This window comes from Terrisporobacter mayombei, from assembly GCF_020748465.1.
GTDB classification, from domain to species: Bacteria; Bacillota; Clostridia; order Peptostreptococcales; family Peptostreptococcaceae; genus Terrisporobacter; species Terrisporobacter mayombei.
Window position 1 is genome coordinate 1 of sequence record NZ_JAHZMP010000209.1, and the last position, 460, is coordinate 460.

Sequence of the window (460 nt, forward strand, 5' to 3'; positions counted from 1 at the left end):
GTGGTCTGGTGGCTGGCCCAAGTCCGGGGTCTATCTTTGCTTACCTGGCACTGACGCCGAACGGCTCGTTCCTGGCGACAATTGCCGGTGTTACGGTAGGTACCCTGGTGTCCTTTGCTATTACTTCGCTGATACTGAAGATGGAAAAAACGGTGGAAACGGAGAGCGAAGATGAGTTTGCTCAGTCAGCCAATGCGGTTAAGGCGATGAAACAAGAGGGTGCATTCTCGTTAAGCAGGGTTAAGCGTATCGCCTTTGTTTGCGATGCGGGGATGGGCTCCAGTGCGATGGGCGCGACCACCTTCCGTAAACGCCTGGAAAAAGCGGGGCTGGCAATTGAAGTAAAACATTACGCCATAGAAAACGTGCCTGCGGATGCGGATATCGTCGTTACTCATGCCAGTCTGGAAGGGCGCGTGAAACGTGTGACGGATAAACCACTGATATTGATTAATAACTA

General features: G+C 52.2%; 1 pseudogene. It reads left to right on the forward strand.

The features are described from left to right. Positions 1 to 460: pseudogene (gene cmtA / locus K0039_RS25260) on the forward strand (PTS mannitol transporter subunit IICB); the annotation flags it as partial.